Genomic DNA, 15,956 nt, shown 5'->3' on the forward strand with positions numbered 1-15,956 from the left:
GGCACCGGTCTCGACGCCCGACGGCGCGACCGCCCCTATCCGCCCCCGAAGGGCCGGACGCCGTCAGAGGTGGTGCCGGTGGTCCCGCTGGGATCGCCGTTGTCGTTCAGCGTTTCATCTCCGCCGTTCTCGAACGGGTCGTCGTCCGTGCCGAGGTCGCCGTCGCCGTCGTCCGGATCACCGCTGCTGCAGGCAGGGTCGGCGGAGCAGGCCGGGTCGCTGCTGACGTCGTCGTCGTTGTCCTCGAACGGGTCCCGGGTCGGCTTGGGCGCCGGTTTCTGCACCAGGTCGTGCGCCTGACCGCCGAAGACGGGCGCCGGGAACGGCTCGATCGGCTTGCCCGCCATGGCGATCGCCATGAAGTCACGCCAGATCTTGGTGGGCGTACCGGCGCCCTCGATGTTCCCGAGGGAGACCTCCTTGAGCAGGGAGTAGCCGTTGGCGTCCCTGATGACCTTCCTGGTCTTCGGGTCGATCTGCGGGACCTCCTTGTACATCCCGACGGCCGCGGAGAGCTGGGGAGTGTAGCCGACGAACCAGGCCTCCTTGTTCTCGTTGTTGGTGCCTGTCTTGCCGGCGATCGGACGCCCACCGGGCAGCGAGGTGCCCGCGGCGGTGCCGTACTTGACCACCTGCTGCATCGCGTACGTGGCGTCGGCGGCGGTGTCCGGGCTGATGACCGTTTTGGGCTGGCCGGTCTCCTCCATGACGGTCAGCCCCTTGGACGTCTTGACCGAGACGACCACGTGCGCGTCATAGTGGACGCCGCCGTTGGCGAAGATGCCGTACCCGGCGGCCTGCTCGACCGGGGTGACCAGGCCGGCGCCGATGGACATGCCGTAGGCGTGGTCCTTGATGGCCTGCTCCAGATCCTTCTTGTCGATCCCGGCGCCTTCGGCGATCCTCTCGACCTCCTTCAGGCTGACCTCCTGCGCCATCGTGGCGAACGCCGTGTTCACCGACTCGGCGGTGGCCCGGTCGATCTGCACGGCCGCGCCCAGGTTGTGCGAGTTGCCGATCGGCTTGGTGCCCGGCAGGGTGACCGGTCCGTTGCCGGACACGTAGCTCTTGAGGCTGTAGCCGTTCTCGAGCCAGGCGGCCAGCACGTACGGCTTGAAGGCCGACGCGGCCTGTTTGTAGGCGTCGAAGGCGTTGTTGGTGAAGCTCTTCAGGTAATCGTGGCCGCTGTAGAACGCGATCACCCGCCCGTTGCGCGGGTCCACGGCGGCCATGTTCGCGCGGATGTGCTTGTCGTGGACGGCGGCGAGGTTGGTCTCGACCACCTTCTTCGCGGCCTGCATCAGCTTCTTGTCGAACGTCGTCGTGACGCGGTAACCACCGCTGCGCAGGCTCTCCTTGGTGATCCCCCGCTTCTCCAGCTCGCGCTGGACGATGTCGACCATGTAACCGTTGATGCCTTTGAGGGTCTCTTTCTTGTCCAGCCTGGCGAGCTTGGGGAACTTCGCCGTTCTGGGCAGTTGCCCGTACTTGGCCGGGTCAACGACCGCCATGCCGTCGATGGCGTAGGCGAACCGCTCCCGGGTCGGTGCCCAGTTCTTCTCCGCCTCCGCCCGATCGAACGCGTCCGGGCTCTGGACCCGGCCCGCCAGGTAGGCCCCCTCGGCAGGGGTCAGCTTGTCCACGTCCTTGTCGAAGAACGCCTGAGCGGCGGCCTGGATGCCGTTCGCACCACGGCCGAAGTAGATCGTGTTGAGATAGTTGGCCAGAATCTGATCCTTCGGCATCTCCTTACCGGCGCGGATCGCCACGAAGATCTCTTTGACCTTCCGCTGGAATGTCCGCTCCTGGCTGAGGCCGTCGTAATAACCCCGCGCCATCTCCTGCGTGATCGTCGAGCCGCCCTGGACCTGCTGGCCGGTCGCCGTGCTCCACACCGCTCGCATGATGCCCGACACCGAGAAGCCCGGGTCGGTGCGGAACGTACGGTTCTCCGCGGCGATGAAGGCGTCCTGAACATGCGGCGGGATCTTGGAGATCGGGACGATCTCGCGCTTGGTGCCGAGTCGCGCGATCTCGGTTCTGCCGTCCCGGTAATAGATGATGCTGCCCTGCTCGACGGCGTGCTGCTGGGTCCCCAGAGGCAGCGGGGTGTTGGCGTACGCCACCATGATCATGCTGAAGAGACCCACCACCAGGACCGTGAAGCCGAGGACCACGATCTTCCAGCTGGGGATGAAGCGCTTCCAGCCGGTACGGCGCGGGCGGCCGTCGTCCTCGTCCGGCCGCCCTTGCCGGCCGTCGCCACCGCCGTCGCCCGGTCCGCCGGGCCCGCCCAGCCCCCTGCGACCGCCTTGGCCGCCGCCGAGGTTGTTCTGTCGCCGGTCGCCGGATCTCCATGACCTGGAGCGGCCTCCCGTACCGCCCGGACCTGCTGAGCCGCCGGAGCCACCGGGGCCGCTCCTGCGCCGGCCGGGACCTGGCTGCGGGAGCTGGGCCATCGCCTGGGCGTCCTCTAAGGCCGCGGCGCGGCGCCGCCCTCCGCGTGGACTCTCCGGAGCGCCGCTCCGGCCTGGTCCGTCCTGACGCTCCGTCGGCGGAGCCGAAGAGCTCGGCTGAATCCGGGCTGGCCGGTTCGGCGGCGGGTTCTCGACGTGGGGGGAGGAGGCGTGGCCGGGCGTGGTCCCCTGGGACGGGCGCTGACGCCTCCCCGGACGAGCCGATGCATCGGGCCGCCCCTCGGCTTTCTGGGGGCGGCCGGTCGGCTCCGGGTCATAGCTGCTGTTACTCACGGGTCCTTGTTCAGTCATCCGGCGATGTGGTCGACGACGTCATCGGCAGGCGGAGAGCGCACCCCGTCATGCTGGGGCCCGGCTCCCGGAATGGACCATGTCCCCGGAACCTGCCGACGAGGAGCCGGACCGTTCGGTGGGTCGCCTGTTCCGAGGACGAAAGAGACCAATAGGTTTTTTCACGACAACCTTGGCATAAGTCAACAACTCAGACGCGGAATTTCCGGGTATTCGCGTCCCACCGCGGCCGCGCCTCCGGCGTCATCTCGCCGATTTCGGAGCCGGATGAAGCGGGGGACCTCAGGCGGCGAGCCGGCCGGCCGCTGCCGCGCCGCCGTCCATATCGCCGACATCACGATCTGGTCACCCGCCCTCCTGGGCCGGGCTCACCTTCCTGGTCCAGGAGACACGATCTAGGATCGGGCCATGCCCTTGACCGCGAACGACGTCGACCGGTTCGAAGCCTCCAGGCCGCGCCTGGAGGCCATCGCCTACCGGCTCCTCGGTTCCGCCGGGGAGGCCGAGGACGCCGTGCAGGAGACGTTCCTGCGCTGGCAGGCCGCCGACGTCGACCGCATCGAGGTCCCCGAGGCCTGGCTGACGAAGGTCCTCACCAACCTGTGTCTCAACCAGCTCACCTCCGCGCGGGCGCGCCGCGAGACCTATGTGGGCCAATGGCTTCCCGAGCCGCTGCTCGCCGGCGACCCGATGCTCGGCCCGGCCGACACCGCCGAGCAGCGCGACTCGGTCTCGTATGCGGTCCTCACCCTCATGGAGCGCCTCTCCCCCAACGAGCGGGCGGTGTACATGCTGCGGGAGGCCTTCGACTACCCGCACCGGGAGATCGCCGAGATCCTCGACATCACCGAGGCCGCCAGCCAGCAGATCTTCCACCGCGCCAAGAAGCACGTCGCGGACGGCAGGGCCCGCACCGAGATCGACGAGGCCGCCGCCCGGCGGATCGTCGAGGAGTTCCTGGCGGCCGCCACCAGCGGCCAGACCGAGCCGCTGGTGCGCCTGCTCACCAAGGACGCCGTCTCGATCGGAGACGGCGGCGGGAAGGTCCCGGCCCGCGCCAAGGCGTTCGAGGGCGCCGTCGCGGTCGCGAAGTTCCTGCGGGGTCTGTTCAAACCCGGCGAGGCCAAGCGCGCCCTGGTCGGCGGCGCGCCCGAGGTCTACGTCTGGACCGCCAACGGCGACCCCGCCGTCGTGGCCGTCGTGGCCGGCCAGGTCGTCGGCGTCATGTGCCTGGAGGTCACCGCCGAGGGCATCGCCGCGTTCCGCAACCAGGTCAACCCCGACAAGCTCGAACGCGCGACCGCGCACTGGGCGGCCGCCGACCACGGGGAGCCCCTGTTCCACGCCTTCTAGCCGCGATGTGAGGTGCTTCACATCGCGTTCCTGTCAGGAAACGGCGGGCCATCCGGTTCAGGTGGCGAATCCGCGCAAGACAGGAGCAAGGAAATGCCGCACCGCATCATCGTCCTCGGAGCCGGATACACCGGAGCCATCGCCGCCGGCCGCCTCGCCAAGCGGCTCCGCCGCGAGGACGTCGCCATCACCCTCGTCAACGCCGAGCCCGACTTCGTGGAACGCGTCCGCATGCACCAGCTGGCGGCCGGCCAGGACCTCAAGCCCCGGCCGTTCGACGAGATGTTCGCGGGCACCGGCGTCGAACCGAGGCTCGCGAAGGTCACCGGCGTCGACGTCGACCGCAGGACCGTCGCCGTCGTCGACGTGAACGGTGCCGGAGAACTCCCCTACGACACGCTCGTCTACGCCCTCGGCAGCGGCTGGAACACCCAAGGCGTCTCCGGGACCGCCGAGCACGCCTATGAGATCGCCAGCCGTCCCGGAGCACTCCGGCTGCGTGAGCGCCTGGCCCGCCTCGACGCCGGGCAGACCGTGGTCGTCGTCGGCGGCGGCCTCACCGGTCTGGAGGCCGCGACCGAGATCGCCGAGGCCCGCCCGGACCTCGACGTCGCCCTCGCCGCCCGCGGCGGCCTCGGCGACTGGCTCTCGCCCAAGGGCCGCGGGCACCTGCGGAAGGTCTTCGGCAAGCTCGGGATCACCGTGCACGAGCACGCCGCCGTCACCGGTGTCGAAGCCGACCGCGTCGCCACCGCCGACGGCAGGGCCATCCCGGCCGCGGTCACCGTGTGGACCACCGGCTTCGCGGTCCACCCGATCGCGAAGGCGACCGCCCTGGAGGTCACCGGCACCGGCCAGATCGTGGTCGACGGGACCATGCGCTCGGTCTCGCACCCGGACGTGTACGCCGTCGGCGACGCGGCCATGGTGATGGGCCCCGGAGACAAGCCGCTGCGGATGTCGTGCGCCTCGGGAACTCCGACCGCGTGGCAGGCCGCCGACGCGATCGCGGCGCACCTGACCGGCGGGAAGCTCCCGAACACGTCGATCCGCTACTTCAACCAGTGCATCTCGCTGGGCCGCAAGGAGGGTTTGATCCAGTACGTCACCGCCGACGACCGCGCCGTGCAGGCGGTCCTGACCGGACGGCTCGCCGCCGTCTACAAGGAGCTGATCTGCAAAGGCGCTGCTTGGGGCGTCGCCAACCCGACACTCGGACTGCCGACCCGGCGCCGCCGCGTCACGCGGGAGTGGGCCGCGGCGGGCTCGGCCGTCAAGTCGCCGGCGTAGCGCCCGAAGCGAAGCGGGCGCCCTCGGTGCGAGTGCGCCCGCTTCGCCGTCGGTCTACGCGGCGACGATCGCCTTCGCTTCGTCAGCTCGGTGGTCCGCCATCGTGGGGGGCGTGCCCGACTTCGTCATCACCGCATTCCCGTATCGGATCGTTCGCCGCGCCTCACCGGCCAACCCCGTAGTTCGGGCTGGTTGATCTCGGCCCACACCACATCGAGGGAGAGGCCGAGGACATCGGCGATCGCCGCGATGGTCGAAAAGGCAGGGGTCGCTACGCGGCCCGACTCGATCTTCCGGAGGGTCTCCGGTGAGACACGTGCATCGAGCGCGGTCTCGAGCATCGAGCGCTCTCCCCTGGCACGACGTAACAAGGCGCCGAGGCGCTGTCCGCGCTCGACCTCTGCGGGTGTGAGCGGCAACCTGACCATGACTCCGATTCTAATACCGGGATAGTATGGCCGGGATAGTTATTGGTTGCGCGAGAAAGGCGCCGCATGATCGAGATCTTGCACCCCACCGAACTGGCCCGGGCAAAGGAGGCAGGTGCCCTGGTCGCCGACATTTTGCAGACCCTGAAGAGCCGTAGCATGGTCGGCACGAACCTCCTGGACATCGACCGGTGGGCCGAGGCCATGATCGTCGAGGCTGGGGCACTGTCCTGCTACGTCGACTACGAGCCGTCCTTCGGACGCGGGCCGTTCGGCCACTACATCTGCACGTCCGTCAACGACGCCGTGCTCCACGGACTGCCGTACGACTACACGCTTGCCGACGGCGATCTGCTGTCACTCGACCTCGCCGTCTCCAAAGGCGGAGTCGTCGCAGACTCCGCCATCAGCTTCATCGTGGGCGACGCGAGGCCCCCGGAGAGCGTCGCGATGATCAGCGCGACCGAGCGTGCGCTGTACGCGGGGATAGCCGCGGCAGGCCCTGGGGCTCGCATCGGCGACATCTCCCACGCCATCGGCTCGACCCTCTCCGAAGCGGGGTATCGGATCAACACCGAGTTCGGCGGCCATGGCGTCGGATCGACGATGCACCAGGACCCGCACGTCTCGAACACCGGACAGCCCGGCCGTGGATACCGACTGCGCCCTGGGCTGCTGCTCGCACTGGAACCGTGGGTCATGGCGGACACCGCCAAGCTCGTCACCGACGCCGATGGCTGGACACTCCGAAGCGCGACAGGCTGCCGGACGGCACACAGTGAGCACACGATCGCCATCACCGGCGACGGAGCCGAAATCCTCACCTTGCCGAAACAGGCGCAGCCGTGAGGTCGGAGCCACGCCTGCCCCTATGCTTCTGGCCGGCGAAGCGCACGGGAGGTCTCGGGCGGATCCCGGGAGGGGCCCGTCCGCCCGGCCGACGTGGAGCGGCGCAACCGTGACGGAGCCGAGGTCGGCGGGAACGCCGCCATCACGGATCGGTCGGCCGGACGGACAGGGACAAGGGGGTCGAGGACGGGGGACGTCAGGGGCGGGATGGCCGGACATACGGCCCGCCACCAGGGTTCAGGGGTCCGCAGGTTCATCTGCCTGGCTCGCCGAATTAAAAACACCGGTGAGACTGCAGCACAAGCGTCGAAACGTTTCGCATTGTGTAACATTTTCACAACCTTGCTCTGATTTTTCGCTGACCTGCAACGCATCCGCCGGATGCTAATTCGTTACCCGACTCAGGGGTGCGCGGTATGACATCACCGTGTTACAAACCCAATTAATTGCTCTCAAATACAAATAAAGACACCGAAGCACCACGGCAACCAGCGCGGCGGCGCGCGCCTTGCCTGACTTAACCCCCCAGGTCAGGAAAGGATCCCCATGTCACCACGTTCTCGACCCTGGACCCGGTTGCTCGCCACGATGCTGCTGATCACCGCCGGCAGCCTGGCGATCCCCACGGCTCACGCGGCCCAGACCGCTCAGGCGGCGATCGTCATCCCTCCGTCCGACTACCAGCAGGTGCAGTTGGCCGTCGGCGCGGCCAAACTCGGCGAGGCGATGTCCCTGGCGGTGCTGCCCGACCGGTCGGTGGTCCACACCGCCCGGGACGGCACGGTCCGCATCACCGACGCGGCGGGCACCACCAAGGTCGCCGCCACACTCAACGTCTACACGCATGACGAGGAGGGGCTGCAGGGCGTCGCGGCGGACCCCGGTTTCGCCGCGAACCGCTACATCTACCTGTACTACTCGCCGAAGCTGACCACGCCGTCGGGCGACGCCCCCAATACGGGCACCGACTCCGACTTCGCCCCGTGGAAAGGCCACCTCAACCTGTCCCGGTTCGTGCTGAAGACCGACGGCACGCTCGACCTCGCCAGCGAGAAGATCGTCCTGGAGGTCCCCAACGACCGCGGGCAGTGCTGCCACGTCGGCGGCGACATCGACTTCGACGCGGCCGGGAACCTGTACCTGACGACCGGGGACGACACCAACCCGTTCGAGTCCAACTCCTACTCGCCCCTCGACGAGCAGACCAACCGAAACCCGCAGTTCGACGCCCAGCGCTCCTCGGGCAACACCAACGACCTGCGTGGCAAGGTCCTGCGGATCAAGCCGCAGCCCGGCGGCGGCTACACCATCCCCTCGGGCAACCTCTTCGCGCCCGGCACCGCGAAGACGCGGCCGGAGATCTACGCGATGGGTCTCCGCAACCCGTTCCGGATGTCGGTGGACAAGGCCACCGGCATCGTCTACCTGGGCGACTACGGCCCCGACGCGGGCGCGGCCGACGCCGGCCGCGGTCCCGGCGGCCAGGTGGAGTTCAACCGGATCACGGCGCCCGGCAACTACGGCTGGCCGTACTGCACGGGCACCAACACCACCGCCGAGACCTACAACGAGTACACCTTCCCCAGCGGCCCCTCCGGCGCGAAGTACGACTGCGCGGGCGGCCCGGCGAACAACTCCTTCCGCAACACCGGCCTGGCCACGCTCCCCGCGGCCAAGTCGAGCTGGATCAAGTACGGCGACGCGGGCTCACCACCGGAGTTCGGCGGCGGCTCGGAGTCGCCGATGGGCGGACCGGTCTACCGCTACGACGCGGCCCTCGACTCCAGCGTCAAGTTCCCCTCCTCGCTGAACGGCCGCTACTTCGCCGGCGAGTACGGCAGGCGCTGGATCAAGGCGATCGAGGTCGAGTCCGACGGCTCCCCCGGTGAGATCTCGGCGTTCCCGTGGACGGGCACCCAGGTCATGGACATGGCCTTCGGCCCGGACGGCGCGCTGTACGTGCTGGACTACGGCACCGGCAGCGACAACCAGGCGCTCTACCGGATCGAGTACATCGGCGGCACCAACCGCAACCCCGTCGCCAAGGTGGCCGCGGACAGAACCTCCGGTCCCAACCCGCTGGCCGTCTCCTTCTCCTCCGCGGGCAGCTCCGACCCCGAGGGCGGTGCCCTCAGCTACTCGTGGAGGTTCGGCGACGGCGGGACGTCCACCCAGGCCAACCCGGCCCACACCTACACCGTCAACGGCACCTACACGCCGACCCTGACGGTCACCGACCCGGCCGGGCTGACCGGGACCGCGAGCGTCGTGGTGACCGTCGGCAACAGCGCGCCGACCGTCTCGCTCACCACCCCCGGCGACGGCCGGCCGTTCTCCTTCGGGGACACCGTTCCCTTCCAGGTCGGCGTCAGCGACCCGGAGGACGGCACCGTCGACTGCGCCAAGGTGAAGGTCACCTACTTGCTGGGCCACGACAGCCACCGCCACGCGATCACCTCCAAGAACGGCTGCTCCGGGAGCATCGCGGTGCCGATCGACGGTGAGCACGACGTCGCGGCCAACGTCTACGGCGTCTTCGACGCGGAGTACACCGACGCCGGCGGCCTGACCACGCACAGCGTCCGCGTGCTGCAGCCCCGGCACCGGCAGGCCGAGCACTTCGGCGCGCAGTCCGGCGTCCAACTGGCCGACCACGCCGCCGCCGAGGGCGCCCGGACCGCCGGGTTCATCGACAACGGTGACTGGATCTCCTTCCAGCCCTACCTGCTGTCCGACGTCAGGAGCGCGTCCTTCCGGGTCTCCTCGGCCGGAGCGGGCGGGACCATCGAGGTGCGGGCGGGTTCCGCCACCGGCACCCTCCTCGGCACGGCGACCGTACCGGTGACCGGAAGCTGGGAGACCTTCACCGACGTCACCACGAACATCGCCGGCGCACCCGCCGCGACCACCACGCTGTTCCTGGTGTTCAAGGGCCCGACCGGCTCGGGCAACCTGTTCGACGTGGACGCCTTCACCTTCGTCACCGGAACGGGCACCACGGCCGAGGCGGAGTCCTACACCTCCACCTCGGGCGTCCAGCCCGCCAACCACGCCTCCGCCAGCGGCGGCAAGACCGCCGGATACATCGAGAACGGCGACTGGACCGGCTACTCCACCGTCACCACCACCGGCGCCACCGCCTTCAGCGCCCGCATCTCCTCCGCCGGATCCGGCGGCACCATCCAGATCCGTTCCGGATCGGCCACCGGCACCCTCCTCGGCACGGTCACCGTACCGAACACCGGCGGCTGGGAAACCTTCCAGAACGTCTCCACCCCCCTCACCGGATCGGCCACCGGCCCTCTCTTCCTCGTCTACCTCGGAGGCGGCGGCTACCTCTTCGACGTCGACACGCTCACCCTCACCAGGTGAGCCACGGCCCGTGGCGCGCCGCACCGGCGCGCCACGGGCCCTCTCTAGCCGCGGAAGACCTGGAACTCCGCGACCTGCCCGGCGGGCCAGCCGGTGTTGCCGGTGACGGTCAGCCGGAGGTAGCGCTGGGTGGTGGCGGGGAAGGTGATCGTCACGGTGTTACCGGTGGCCGGGTCGAAGGTACGGCCGGCGGACGGGGAGAGCGTCGAGTAGGCCGAGCCGTTCTGGCTGCCCAGGACCGAGAGGGTCTGGGTTCTGGCGCCCCAGGCCGGCGACGGCGGCAGCCTGAGGACTATCTTGCCGACGCTGCTCACCACGCCCAGGTCGACGGTGATGGACTGCGGGAAGGAGTGGTTGAGGCTCTCCCAGTAGGAGCCGGGGTCGCCGTCGTTGGCGTTGGCCGCGGGGTATCCGCCGGTGGCGCTGCTCGCCGTGATCGCCCGGCCCGCCGCCAGGTCGGGGGCGGGTGGTGTGACCTCCCCGGCGAACTGGTCGACCCAGTACCCCGTCCGGTCGAGATAGGCGGTCTCCGCGGCGGCGCCCGTCGTGCCGTAGGCCCCCGCGAAGGTCTGGTAGCCGAGTCCCGCGGGCGGGGTGGAACTCGCCGGTTCGATGACCGACCCCTCGTGCCATTCGTTGAACGAGGTGACGGAGACCCAGCTCGGTGACCCGCCGGTGGCCGGAGCCAGCGCGTTGCGCCACTCCAGGTCGTAGGTCGCGCCGTTGTCGCGGCTCAGCGTCGGGGTGGTGTTGCCGGGAACCGCCCGGTCGTCGACGTAGCCGGGTCCCACGGACGGCGCCCAGACGAGGCCGTTCGCCCTGCAGAAGTCGCTCGCCTGCTTCCAGCCCGGGGCCGTCGCGCCGGCGATCGCGTCGTAGGTGTACATCCCGCCGAAGTGCGCGACCTTGCTGGTGTCGGTGGTCTGCGCCAGCACGATGCTGTGCGCGCGTACCTGGTCCAGGGCGGACCAGTCGGCGATCCGCAGGCTCTCGAAGACGTAGAAGGCACCGCGGTCGCCGTGCTCGGCGTCGCGGTAGAACGCCGGGCTGCTCCCGTAGCGGGAGTTGATGTAGGCGATGTCGGCCACCGTCGAGGCCGCCGTACGGCCGGCGTAGGGTTCGAGATGCCAGGCGACCTTGATCCCGAATCGCGCCGCCGCGTCGAGGACTCCGGCGGCGAGCCGATCCTCGTAGGAGTCCCGTCCCCACCAACTGAAGACGATGGTCCCGGCGCCCGATCTTTGGATCCAGCGCATGTGCTGCGTCACCGCGCCGGCGAAGTCCCCGGAGTCGTAGGGGCCGAGCGCGGGGTAGAGGTCCGCGCCCACGTCGCCGGGCGGGGTGTGGCCGCCCTGCTGCCAGTGCCGGTAGCCGCCGGACACGGCCGGGCTGCCGTACCAGGGGTAGTAGAACAGATGGACGTCCGAGGCGGTGTGCTCCTCCGCGACGGCCGCTCCGGCGGCCAGCGCCGCCTGCGTTCCGGGGGCTGTCAAGCCCGCGGTCAGGAGCAGGGCGGTGACGGCCGCCGCGCTTCGCCAGTTTCGCATGGGTGAATCGCTCCTCGTATCGATGAGTTCTTCCGGTGGGCGAGACTCCCCACCGCTGCGACGGCTGCGCCCCAGCCACTCCTTCCGATGAAATTCCATCGCCCAACTATCAAATTTCATATTTTGCGCTGAAATTTGCGCAGCTTGCCGCATTAAAAGACGTCTCGCGATGCGGAGCAAGCGTCGAAACGTTCCACCCGCCGTAACGTTTCGGCAACATATAGACGTGTCGCATCCGGTGGGGCCGGAGCGACAGGTGCCGCTTCACCCGCCTGGCAGGGAGCGGTGCCCAACCAGCGGGCGGTGGCGCTCGACGGCGCCCATGTCGGGCCGGTCTCCCAGCCCTCGGACCTCTGAGGATCAGGTCTGACCTGGGACGAACCTCACCGATCGCAGCTTCCCCTCGTCCCCTTCCATGCGGCTCTCAAACCGGGCCGGCGCCGACGTTCGGCAAAGGTCAAACGTCTGTTGGCGAAAGCGGGGAAATGCATGACAGGCAACCGGGTAAAGAAGCGCCATGAATGACGAATCCGATACGACACGATGGGATGCCCCGACCCCGGTCACGGCGGACCTCCGGCTGTCGGTCAACCGGACCGAGCACCCGATCACCGTGGACACGCGGGAGACGCTCCTTGACACCCTGCGCGAGCAGCTTGACCTGATCGGGGCGAAGAAGGGCTGCGATCACGGGCAGTGCGGGGCCTGCACGGTGCTGGTGGACGGGCGACGGGTGAAGTCCTGCCTGACCCTGACGGTGACCCTCGACGGCCAGGAGGTCACCACGGTCGAGGGGCTCGCCGACGGCGACACACCGCATCCGCTGCAGACGGCGTTCGTCGAGTACGACGCCTTCCAATGTGGTTACTGCACCCCGGGACAGCTCTGTTCGGCGGCCGGGATGCTGGCCGAGGCGGCCGCGGGATGGCCGAGCGTGGTCACCGAGGACGTGAGCACCTCACCGCGTCTCGACGAAAAGGAGATCCGGGAGCGGATGAGCGGCAACCTGTGCCGCTGCGGAGCCTACGTCAACATCGTCGCGGCGATCGGGGAGGTGGCGTCGTGAGGCCCTTCGCCTACCAGCGGGCCACGGACGCGCAGGCGGCGGTGGCCGCGCTGGCTGAACGGCCCAACGCCATGTACCTGGGCGGCGGCACGAACCTGGTGGATCTGATGCGGCTGGGCGTCGTCTCACCCGACGCCCTGGTGGACGTCACCCGGGTCGCCTCCGGCACGGTCGAGGACACCGCGGACGACGGCCTGCTGATCGGCGCGGGCGTGCGCAACAGCGACCTGGCGGCCCACCCGGCCGTGCGACGGCGGTACCCGATGCTGGCCGAGGCGGTGCTGTCGGGGGCGTCGGGCCAGATCCGCAACATGGCCACGGTCGGTGGCAACCTGCTGCAGCGCACCCGCTGCTCCTACTTCCAGGACGTTTCCAAGCCGTGCAACAAGCGGCAGCCCGGCTCGGGCTGCCCCGCCGTCGAAGGCGACCACCGCAACCTGGCGATCATCGGTCAGTCCGCCGCCTGCGTGGCCACCCATCCCTCCGACATGGCCGTGGCGCTGGCCGCGCTCGGTGCGACCGTGCACGTGCAGGGGCGGAGCGGGACGCGTCAGGTGCCGATGCCCGGTCTGCACCGGCTGCCCGGCGATGAGCCGGACCGTGACACCGTTCTGGAGCCGGGCGATCTGATCACCGCGGTGGAACTGCCCGCACTGCCGCCCACGATCCGGTCGAAGTACCGCAAGGTGCGGGATCGGGTCTCCTTCGCCTTCGCGGTGGTGTCGGTGGCGGTGGCGCTGGACGTGGCCGACGGCGTGGTCAGGGACTGCCGGATCGCGTTCGGCGGGATCGCGCACGTGCCCTGGCGGGCGAGGCTCGCCGAGGAGGCGCTGCGCGGGACTCCCGCCACCGCGGCCGGGTTCACCCGGGCCGCGGACGCGGAGCTGGCCCAGGCCCGACCGCTGCCGGAGAACGGATTTAAGGTGCCGCTCGCCCGCAACGTCCTGGTCCGTACGCTCACCGACCTTGTGGAGACCTCATGACCACCACGGTTCCGTTGTCCGTCGGCTCGGGGATGGACCGGGTCGAGAGCCCGGACAAGATCACCGGCCATGCCCGGTACGCCTACGAGTACGCACCGCGGGACGTGGTCTACGCGGTGCCGGTACAGGCCACCGTCGCCCGAGGTGAGATCCTCACCGTGGACGTCGACGCCGTCCTCAAGCGCCCCGGCGTGATCACCACCATCTGGTACGGCAACGCCCCCAAGCTGGCCCCCGCCGACAATCCCGAGCTGTCCGTGCTGCAGTCCCCCCGGGTCTCCTACCGAGGCCAGTACGTCGCGCTCGTGGTGGCCGAGACGCTCCAGGACGCCAGGGAGGCGGCCCGGACGGTGCGGGTGGAGTACGCCGCCGAGCGGCACGACGTCGAACTGCGCGCCGATCATCCGGGCATGTACCGGCCGGACCGGGTCAATCCGAACTTCCCCGCCGACGTCGAGCAGGGCGATCCGGACGCCGCCCTGGCCTCCGCCCCGGTCGTGGTGGACGCCACCTACAGCACCCCGGCCGAGCACCAGAACCCGATGGAGCCACACGCGACGGTCGCCGAATGGGACGGCGACGGGCTGACGCTCTACGACTCCAACCAGGGGGCCTCCCTGGTCCGCGACACCGTCGCGTCGCTGTTCGGCATGCCGCCGGCGAACGTCAGGGTGATCTCCCCGCACGTGGGCGGGGGGTTCGGATCCAAGGGCGCTCCGCACCCGCACGTGATCCTCGCGGCGCTCGCCGCCAAGCAGACCAGCCGCCCGGTCAAACTCGCAGTGACCCGGCAGCAGATGTTCGCGGTGACCGGCTACCGCACCCCGACGATCCAGCGGGTACGGCTCGGGGCGGACACCGACGGGCGGCTGCGCGCGATCGTGCACGAGGCGTTCGAGCAGAGCTCCACGCTCCGGGAGTTCGCCGAACAGACCACCGTGCCCACCCGGATGATGTACGCCGCGCCCGACCGGCGCACGACCCACCGGCTGGTCCGGCTCGACGTCCCCACCCCGTCCTGGATGCGCGCACCCGGTGAGGCCCCGGGGATGTTCGCGCTGGAGTCGGCGATGGACGAGCTGGCGATCGCCTGCGGGCTCGACCCGATCGAGCTGCGGATCCGCAACGAGCCGGACGCCGACCCCGAGAGCGGGCTGCCGTTCAGCTCCCGCAACCTGGTGGCCTGCCTGCGCGACGGCGCGCGGCGGTTCGGGTGGGCCGATCGCGACCCCACGCCGGGGGTCCGGCGTCAGGGCAGGTGGCTGGTCGGGACCGGGGTGGCGTCGTCCACCTACCCGGTCTACCGGCGCCCGTCCCAGGCGAGCGTCCGGGCCGAGCCGGACGGCCGGTTCACCGTACGGATCGCCGCGGCCGACATCGGCACCGGCGCCCGGACGGTGCTGACCCAGATCGCCGCCGACGCGCTGCGCACCTCGCCGGACCGGGTCCGGGTGGAGATCGGTGACAGCGCGCTGCCCACCGCCTCGCTGGCCGGCGGGTCGATGGGGACCGCCTCGTGGGGCACGGCGGCGGTGCGGGCCTGCGAGGCGCTGCTGGACGAGCTCGACCGGCGGGGCGGTGACGTGCCCCCCGACGGCATCGAGACGAGCGCCGACACGACAGAGGAGATCCGCGGTCAGCAGCGGTTCGCCCGCCACGCCTTCGGTGCGCAGTTCGCCGAGGTGGGCGTGGACGCCGACACCGGGGAGACCCGGGTGCTCCGGCTGCTCGGGGTCTTCGCCGCGGGCCGGATCATCAACCCGAAGACCGCGCGCTCCCAGTTCATCGGCGGCATGACCATGGGATTGTCCACGGCCCTGCTGGAGGAGAGCGTCATGGACCGCCGGTTCGGCGACTACCTCAACCACGACTTCGCCCAGTATCACATCGCCACCTGCGCGGACGTGCCCGACATCGCGGCGTTCTGGGTCGAGGAGGACGATCCGCACCTCAACCCGATGGGGTCCAAGGGCATCGGTGAGATCGGGATCGTCGGCACCGCCGCGGCGATCGCCAACGCGGTGCACCATGCCACCGGCGTGCGCGTCCGTGACCTGCCGATCCGCCTGGACAAGCTGGTGCGGTAGGGCCCCCGGGGTGTTCCGGCCGCCCGCCGGCGCGGCCGGAACACCCCGGAACAGCCCAGTGCCTCTCGCCGGCCGCTCCTCCCCGGCATGTCGGTCCCGGAGTCCACACCCGGAGGCGAGCCCTCTTGGCCGGCGCCGGCCGCTCCTCCCCCGTCGCGTCGGTCCCGGGGCGTTCACGCCCGGAGGCGCGTCCCCTTGGCCGGCGCCGGCCGC

10 protein-coding genes are annotated in these 15,956 nt (G+C 70.0%); 7 read left to right on the forward strand and 3 right to left on the reverse strand.

The features are described from left to right. Positions 1-35: 35 nt before the first annotated feature. The gene (locus tag OHA77_RS02590) at positions 36-2,459 is read right to left on the reverse strand and encodes a transglycosylase domain-containing protein (RefSeq protein WP_406315860.1); all 2,424 of its coding nucleotides are present in this window, start codon (positions 2,457-2,459) and stop codon (positions 36-38) included. A 717-nt stretch (positions 2,460-3,176) separates the two neighbouring features. On the opposite strand from OHA77_RS02590, the gene OHA77_RS02595 reads away from it, so the two are divergent. Then, positions 3,177-4,121, forward strand: a complete 945-nt coding sequence (locus tag OHA77_RS02595; protein WP_326822271.1) for an RNA polymerase sigma-70 factor — start codon at positions 3,177-3,179, stop codon at positions 4,119-4,121. A gap of 93 nt (positions 4,122-4,214) precedes the next feature. Continuing rightward, positions 4,215-5,411 carry an NAD(P)/FAD-dependent oxidoreductase gene (locus OHA77_RS02600; RefSeq protein ID WP_406315862.1) on the forward strand — a complete coding sequence of 399 codons (1,197 nt, stop codon included), beginning with the start codon at positions 4,215-4,217 and terminating at the stop codon, positions 5,409-5,411. 128 nt (positions 5,412-5,539) lie between these two features. On the opposite strand, the gene OHA77_RS02605 is transcribed toward OHA77_RS02600, so the two are convergent. Next, entirely contained in the window at positions 5,540-5,839 is a 300-nt protein-coding gene (locus OHA77_RS02605; protein WP_326822269.1) for a helix-turn-helix transcriptional regulator, read from the reverse strand. A 66-nt stretch (positions 5,840-5,905) separates the two neighbouring features. Between OHA77_RS02605 and map the strand changes: the two genes are divergently transcribed. Together map and OHA77_RS02615 are read left to right on the forward strand one after the other, a co-directional pair. Next, positions 5,906-6,688, forward strand: a complete 783-nt coding sequence (gene map, locus OHA77_RS02610; protein ID WP_406315864.1) for a type I methionyl aminopeptidase — start codon at positions 5,906-5,908, stop codon at positions 6,686-6,688. Between the two features lie 546 nt (positions 6,689-7,234). After that, positions 7,235-10,060, forward strand: coding sequence for a carbohydrate-binding protein (locus tag OHA77_RS02615; protein ID WP_406315866.1), 2,826 nt, complete (start codon positions 7,235-7,237; stop codon positions 10,058-10,060). Positions 10,061-10,104: 44 nt separating this feature from the next. On the opposite strand, the gene OHA77_RS02620 is transcribed toward OHA77_RS02615, so the two are convergent. Beyond that, complete coding sequence (locus OHA77_RS02620; protein ID WP_406315867.1) at positions 10,105-11,607, reverse strand: discoidin domain-containing protein; 1,503 nt, start codon at positions 11,605-11,607, stop codon at positions 10,105-10,107. A gap of 517 nt (positions 11,608-12,124) precedes the next feature. Between OHA77_RS02620 and OHA77_RS02625 the strand changes: the two genes are divergently transcribed. Genes OHA77_RS02625 through OHA77_RS02635 form a run of 3 tightly spaced genes read left to right on the forward strand, consistent with a single transcriptional unit; the run spans position 12,125 to position 15,743 of the window. Then, positions 12,125-12,673: a 2Fe-2S iron-sulfur cluster-binding protein gene (locus OHA77_RS02625; protein ID WP_406315869.1), complete on the forward strand. Its 549-nt coding sequence runs from the start codon at positions 12,125-12,127 to the stop codon at positions 12,671-12,673. After that, entirely contained in the window at positions 12,670-13,656 is a 987-nt protein-coding gene (locus tag OHA77_RS02630) for an FAD binding domain-containing protein (RefSeq protein WP_406315871.1), read from the forward strand. The genes OHA77_RS02625 and OHA77_RS02630 overlap by 4 nt, the downstream gene beginning before the upstream one ends. Continuing rightward, positions 13,653-15,743 (forward strand): xanthine dehydrogenase family protein molybdopterin-binding subunit, encoded by a 2,091-nt coding sequence (locus OHA77_RS02635; RefSeq protein WP_406315873.1) that lies wholly within the window; start codon positions 13,653-13,655, stop codon positions 15,741-15,743. The genes OHA77_RS02630 and OHA77_RS02635 overlap by 4 nt, the downstream gene beginning before the upstream one ends. Positions 15,744-15,956 lie beyond the last annotated feature (213 nt).

Origin of the sequence: Streptosporangium sp. NBC_01639, from assembly GCF_045209755.1 — a bacterium.
Taxonomy (GTDB): Bacteria; Actinomycetota; Actinomycetes; order Streptosporangiales; family Streptosporangiaceae; genus Streptosporangium.